Origin of the sequence: Bacillus cereus group sp. BfR-BA-01356 (assembly GCF_022663635.1) — a bacterium.
Lineage (GTDB): Bacteria > Bacillota > Bacilli > Bacillales > Bacillaceae_G > Bacillus_A > Bacillus_A cereus.
Window position 1 is genome coordinate 1 of record NZ_JAKUFX010000204.1, and the last position, 6285, is coordinate 6285.

The window sequence follows — 6285 nt, forward strand, 5'->3', positions numbered from 1 at the left end:
CAGGGTTTATTTGATATGCCCGCTTTTATAAAATCTACAAAAGATAATAAAAAACTATATGGAAAGACCGCATTTTGTTTAAAAATATACCTTAAGTTGATGGATGTGTGGCGGTACCCCTTTATGTGCATAAAGAAAAGACACCCTAAGGTGCCTTTCTCTGACTTGAACCACTTTAATTTTAATAATATGTATTAGATGCGAATCGAATTCAATTATATCACGTTTTCTATCCGTGGAAAACGCTTTCTTATTTTACTGAACTTCATATTTATTAAAATTTCACTTACCGTATGAAGAAGATTCTTCTAATTCTCTCCAAAACACTACATAACGATGTAGCGCTTCTATACTTTTTAATCCCAGGTGTGATTGTATCTCTATTGGTGTCATACCTTTTTGTAAAGCGTTTAGTATCCAACGATTTCGCAATGTCGTAGGCGTGACGTGTATACCGGCACGTTTGATTTCTTTTTGAAGCATCCTTTGAACACTGACTCTTGTTAATGCTGCAGGTGTATCTTGAGAGTAATCCCAACGAAACGTTTGTGGCGCGAAATCAAAAGCGACAAAGAGCGGATCATCACTATGGTGTCTTGGGCGTACTGTTTCCGGAATGTCATTTAAATAGTCCAGGATTAATTCTCTGTCTTTTTTTGATAGCTTTACAGGGCGTTTAAGCGCACTTGATTGACCAGGGGTAATTATGCCTTCAGCAAGTTTTAAATCGCGCATAGACAACGAAATGATGTCTTGGATAGATAGTCCGTACTTTAGCATAAAACGGACCAAAAGAACATTCCTATTCAGGATATGTATCCTGCCGGATGCCTGGTACTCTGTTAAACCATCTAAAGTGCTAATAGTACGCATTAATTTGCGTATTTCCTTATCTGAAGCAAAGTTTTTAGATGTAAGGGGAGGTGGCGATACATCGCTTTTTAAATCATTTCCATTCCCGTGAAATTGTAAGAAGTTGATTACAATCCCCTTAACTCGTTTTGTATTCGAGTTAGAAGCCCCACGATCCTTTTTAAGCGCGTTTAAAAAGCTAGACAACCCATTTGTATCGGAACTCTGAAAGACCTCTTGAGAAGGGGTAGGGTTTCTCTTCTTGATCCAGAATACAAATAAATTGAGATCATAACGGTACTGTTTTAGGGTCGAATCCTTGCGGCCACGAGACTTTAATGAAGACAAAAACTCTACTTGTTTTGATTCCCAGGTCATTTTTATATACCTCTTTTTTATAAAAATTGTGTACCGCAATTATACAATAAAAATCTTACATTCGACAATAGGGGATTCTTGGTCTGTATGTTTTTTGTTCCACCTGTGTCCTCTCTTTTCTTCAAAAAAAATCTCTCTTATAGTCTCGAATTTGAAAACGTCTTACCATGGTGATCTTTACTTTCAGTCTTCCTTGCGGCTTCAAGACCAGAATATTCACTCTATTTTAAAGCGAATATTCCTTAATCGAATACCTCCTTTGTTCGTTTTGAAGGTTGAATGTACATGCAATGGAAAGTCTATTTTCTCTTCGATATCCATCCGAATTTTAAAGAAAATACCGTACAGAATAAGTATAGAATTTGATTAAGAATTATTAGCAGTTTTACCATGGAAATGAATAGAATTAATATAAGAATAGGCATAAGAATAGGTGTAAATTAATTCTGTATCTATTCTTATATTAATTCTATAGCTAAATCTTATTATATCAAGCTATGTCACGATTCTTAAAAACAATAAAATTACTGAAGTTATCCTTGAGATAGTAACTGTATTCGTAGAATACTGTAACTAATCGAAAGGCTATTAGTCTTTTAGCTACAGTAAATCCGCGGCGGCCGGCAGCCCATTCATTCCATATTTCATCATCCCCATACAGCTCAACATCTTTCGTATTTCGTTACGAAACACCATCCATCGTTCCTTGTATATAATATATATCACATAGCTTGTACATATATATTATCTCTGTATATATCCTCCCTATATAACTGGTCTCTAGATCACACTATAATATTATGTCAGCTGTCCTCACTATTACCCTCTCATAAAAAAATACTAGTTGCCCTTCACGGACAACTAGTATTTTCACTTCAATATTCCTGTGCTTTTTTTGTTCATAATCTTGTACATATATCTCGTATGGATCATGACCAATGACATTTCAGTTTAATAGTTTTGATGCATATATTTAAACAATATTATCGCGATTTACAGCACCAAATATATTTGGTGCTGATGTCTCTTGTTTCACTTCTTCTTTTGTTTCTTCTTTAATTGATTCCTCTTTTTTTACAGATTCACCTTTTGAGGGTTCAATATTTTGAACAGAAGGTTGTTCAGTGATCAGTTTAGAAACAACTGTATTATCTTGTAATAAATTCTTCATTTTGTTGAACTCTTGATAAAATTCATCTTTCATCAACAAATCTCTATGCATTTCTTGCTGTGCTTCAAAGCTTTTTACATCTAACGTGCCATATTGTTTCATAAAAAACTTTATTAAAGTAAATAACGATTCACCTATATTATCTTGGTTTTCGTACCAATCCCAAAATTCAGGATCATTTACTTTTTTTAGTTTCCATCCATATTGTTCTGGTTTTGTTTTCGCCTTCATAATCTAACACCAACCTAAACTAACACTTCTTTTTCTAGTACATCTAATCCTTCGATATTCATGTCTACAGCATATTCAGCTGGAATCCATAGCAATTCTAATTTATTTCTCTTACAGAACGATATTAATTCCTTTTCTAAATCCTCTTCTAGCGCGATTGATCCTCCACCATATATTGCAATTACTTCAGCCTCACTAGCTGTATTATTTCTGTATTTATTGCGGATATCTCGCATGATATTTTCAGCTTGAACAAAACGAGTCTCGTAGAAAAACTCTTTAGCTTCTTGATAAAATTTATGTTCTTCGTTTAATAAAATCTCAGCGAATTGTTGGCGAGTAACCTCTCCAACTCCTGGTCTGTTACTCTGTAAAAGTTTTATTGCTTCTAACAAAGCATGTCCAATACCTCGACGTTCACCTGTGCAAGAATCTGGTTTAGGATTTAACCCTTCAGTATAAATGTACTCCGTTGTACCATCACCAATGTCACCATGGAGAATTTTTTTCGTTGAAAACACTTCATATGTCAACATTTTTTGTATTTCTTCTTCAGTATAGTTTAGCTCTTTTTTACAAAATTCCACGTATTTTTTAAACATCTTGTGCTCACCGTCAGCAATCGCACGAATCATTCGATATAATGGTGGAATCCCTTCACGTGTTACTGTTACTTGTTCAAAATTAACTGTTACTGTTACCTTTTCTTCAGCAACATCTACAATTGCAATATGTGGCTTTTCTACTAATCTTTTTTCTAATACTCTAGCATGTTCTGGTTTCCATTCACTTGCTGGAATAGCTGTAGTCAGCTTTACTTTTACATCCAGTGTTGTTGGCAAGGTATTAGTTTCTCCAAATTCCTTTTGAATTGCCTTTGCAGCTACAATACTAACTAAATGAATAATCGGTAAATCATCTTCATGTTTGCCGCCTTCTTCAATATCCATTGTTGTTGTATCTTTAGCAAAATTCATCGCGCGTTTACCAACTAAAAATTGGCCACTACGCTTAATTGAATTGCTCGTAATATGTATATGTAATTCATCTAGTAAATTCACAACGCATTTTTCAATATTTGTTTCACTTGGATCAAGAGGTTTAAACAAACGTTTGTATACACTAGGTACTTTTTCAATCTTATCCTCAATTTTGAACTTAACCTTACTATTTCCAATATCCGCTTTTAATTTAAACATTACACTCATAAACACATCTCCTTTTGAATACTATTTCATTACCGTATAAACACTTTTCGAAACCTAGTCGGTTTTGAATAGATTACTTTCCGATACCTTAATGTAATTTTAACACATCTACCTGGATGGCGCAACTAAAAAAACTTATAAAATAACCGGAATGTAACTATTAAATTACTTTTAGATAACTTTATTGTAACCAACGTGTGCTTTATTTGTTATTTTTCTGTAATTCTTTAGCGAGATGCCTTTCTACATTCTGTTATAGGTATCAATTCGATAACGATTAAGTTCCCGGAAAATAACTTTCTGATTATAAGTCGAATACCAGTTATATAGGAGGAAGATTATAAGGGAATCTGGAGGATAGGGGCGATCTTTGTTACAACAAATTAAAACATTTGGGTGTGATAGTGTCTAATAAATTCTTGTTATACACTTCTAGATTTCGTTGTAACAGTTTTTTGTACTTTTATAAGGAAGAACCACTGATTTTGTTGAAAATTGAAAACAGACTATTTAGCGAAGTTTAGGGAAGATGTGTATGTTTGATCTTTATATGTACTAATATAGGAATTCTATTTTAGCGAGGATTAGGGAATCAGTAGGGAGAATGACAAATGGTGCTAATAAAAAAATTGATGAATGTCGATAAGATTCTTTTATTTAATAAATCTTGTTTTAAAAATTAAAATCATTAAATACATTAGAAATTAAAAAAGGCGATTTAGCCTTACTCTAACAAGAAGTTTGATTTTTTTTCTTAGTAGTTATTTGGTAGAAACAAAGGAGGTATCAAAATTTTCAGTCTATTCATTGCGGTAATTTTATTAGGTTATCTTTTTATGTTTTCCCATTATATGTTAAAAAACACTATTATTTTTAATTGATTTGGATGTGAAGTATGAGAGGTATTTAGGAGATAATATAAGCGCATGACAAATAGCCTTGTTTTGCTATAATTTTTAAACAAGGCTATAAAAATGGCGATTTTAAGCAAGATTATTCCCCTTTGATAAAATCGTAAATTATTAACTTTTGTTTTGGTTTTGATAAAGATGAAACATATTTTTCAGCTTCTTCTTTTTTACGTTTTAAATAAGATTTATAGTTTTGGCTAAATATTTCAATGAAATAAGCAGCATTACTCTTATCAGCTTTACTAGCTTCAAAACGATCGGCAGCTTGTCTGAAGAAATACCAAGCATCTTTGTCGATATCTGGTGGCATTCTATTTGCAATTGCATATGCATCTTTTTCAGACAGATTAGTAAATGGTGAACTCATAATATAGTGCCATGCTCTTTGTTGATCTTTACTTAAATATTCATTGAAATCTTCTTTTCTAGCAAAATAGTCTTTAGGTTCTTCACTTTGCTCATTAGCTTCTTCTTGTTTTGGATCTGTATCTACTTGTTCGCCTGTAACTTCTTCTTTTTTTTCTTTTAATAGAGTCCACTTGGATAGTAGGTTTGAGATAGTTTCTGTTATCTCAATTGCTAGATGCCATTTGTGTTTAAAGTAATCTATGATTTTTTGATAATTATTATGTATTGTTAAAATGTAGACAGAAGGACCTTTCTTTCCAGCTTTACGATTTCTAATTTGTAGGCAGATACCAAGTTTTTCTAGCCAAGAAAGAGTTTCATTGATAAGGGGTTTTGAGATTCCCGCTTTTTGGGCTATCACATCCTGTTTCACACAAGAAAAACCTTCGTGAACAAGATAAGATAAAATTGTTTCAAGTCCTTTGTACTTACGAGGAGTTTGTAAAGAAATGTCTTCAGTAGTAAAGCCCTGTTCTTCTAAAAGAATGCTATCAATCTCCTTTAGAATTTTTTTTACGGCTTTATTAATATTTCCTGGTTTAGTGGATATACGATCCAGTTGAGGACTTAGTTCTCGTTTTGCTTTGCTTAATAAAAAATTTTTTAATAACACGAAAAAACCTCCCTAATATTTCCAGCCCAATATCGGAAAATTAGCGAGTTTTTTATTCACAAAACTTCATTAGTTATGATATAATTTAACCATAATATTAATTTTGTTAAAAAACTCTGCTAACTGGGGTTTTTAATTGATCTAGTCGCCAAACTTGGAATCAATTGAAAACGGTGGGTGGAGTTTTATTTTTTTGTCTTTTTTTAAATAAATTGAACTTAATTTCCTTTTTATATGAAACAACTATATCATAAATCTCTTTTTTAATTATATATATTCTATTATATATTTTATCTTTTTTTTTGTGAAATATCAACATAATGAAAAGTATTATTCATCTATTTGATAATGAATAATGGAAAATACATGTTTATCTATTTAATTTAGGGAAATAAGGGGGTTTATCCCATGCCCATCAACTTAAAAATCTTCACTACCCCCAAGTGTAAAAAAACGTTATTCTTTCTAAAAAAGCTAGACTAGAAAGGATGACGTTTTCTTATGAATCTCTCG

General features: G+C 32.3%; 4 protein-coding genes. All 4 read right to left on the reverse strand.

All coding sequences use genetic code 11. The features are described 5' to 3' along the window. Positions 1 to 282: 282 nt before the first annotated feature. The 4 genes from MR168_RS31815 to MR168_RS31830 all read right to left on the reverse strand — a co-directional run bounded on the left by MR168_RS31815 (position 283) and on the right by MR168_RS31830 (position 5772). Positions 283 to 1230: a tyrosine-type recombinase/integrase gene (locus tag MR168_RS31815; RefSeq protein WP_242291740.1), complete on the reverse strand. Its 948-nt coding sequence runs from the start codon at positions 1228 to 1230 to the stop codon at positions 283 to 285. 973 nt (positions 1231 to 2203) lie between these two features. Next, entirely contained in the window at positions 2204 to 2632 is a 429-nt protein-coding gene (locus tag MR168_RS31820) for a hypothetical protein (RefSeq protein WP_098777454.1), read from the reverse strand. A gap of 14 nt (positions 2633 to 2646) precedes the next feature. Continuing rightward, complete coding sequence (locus MR168_RS31825; protein ID WP_242291741.1) at positions 2647 to 3840, reverse strand: ParM/StbA family protein; 1194 nt, start codon at positions 3838 to 3840, stop codon at positions 2647 to 2649. A 993-nt stretch (positions 3841 to 4833) separates the two neighbouring features. Continuing rightward, the gene (locus MR168_RS31830) at positions 4834 to 5772 is read right to left on the reverse strand and encodes a hypothetical protein (protein ID WP_242291742.1); all 939 of its coding nucleotides are present in this window, start codon (positions 5770 to 5772) and stop codon (positions 4834 to 4836) included. Positions 5773 to 6285: the final 513 nt, after the last annotated feature.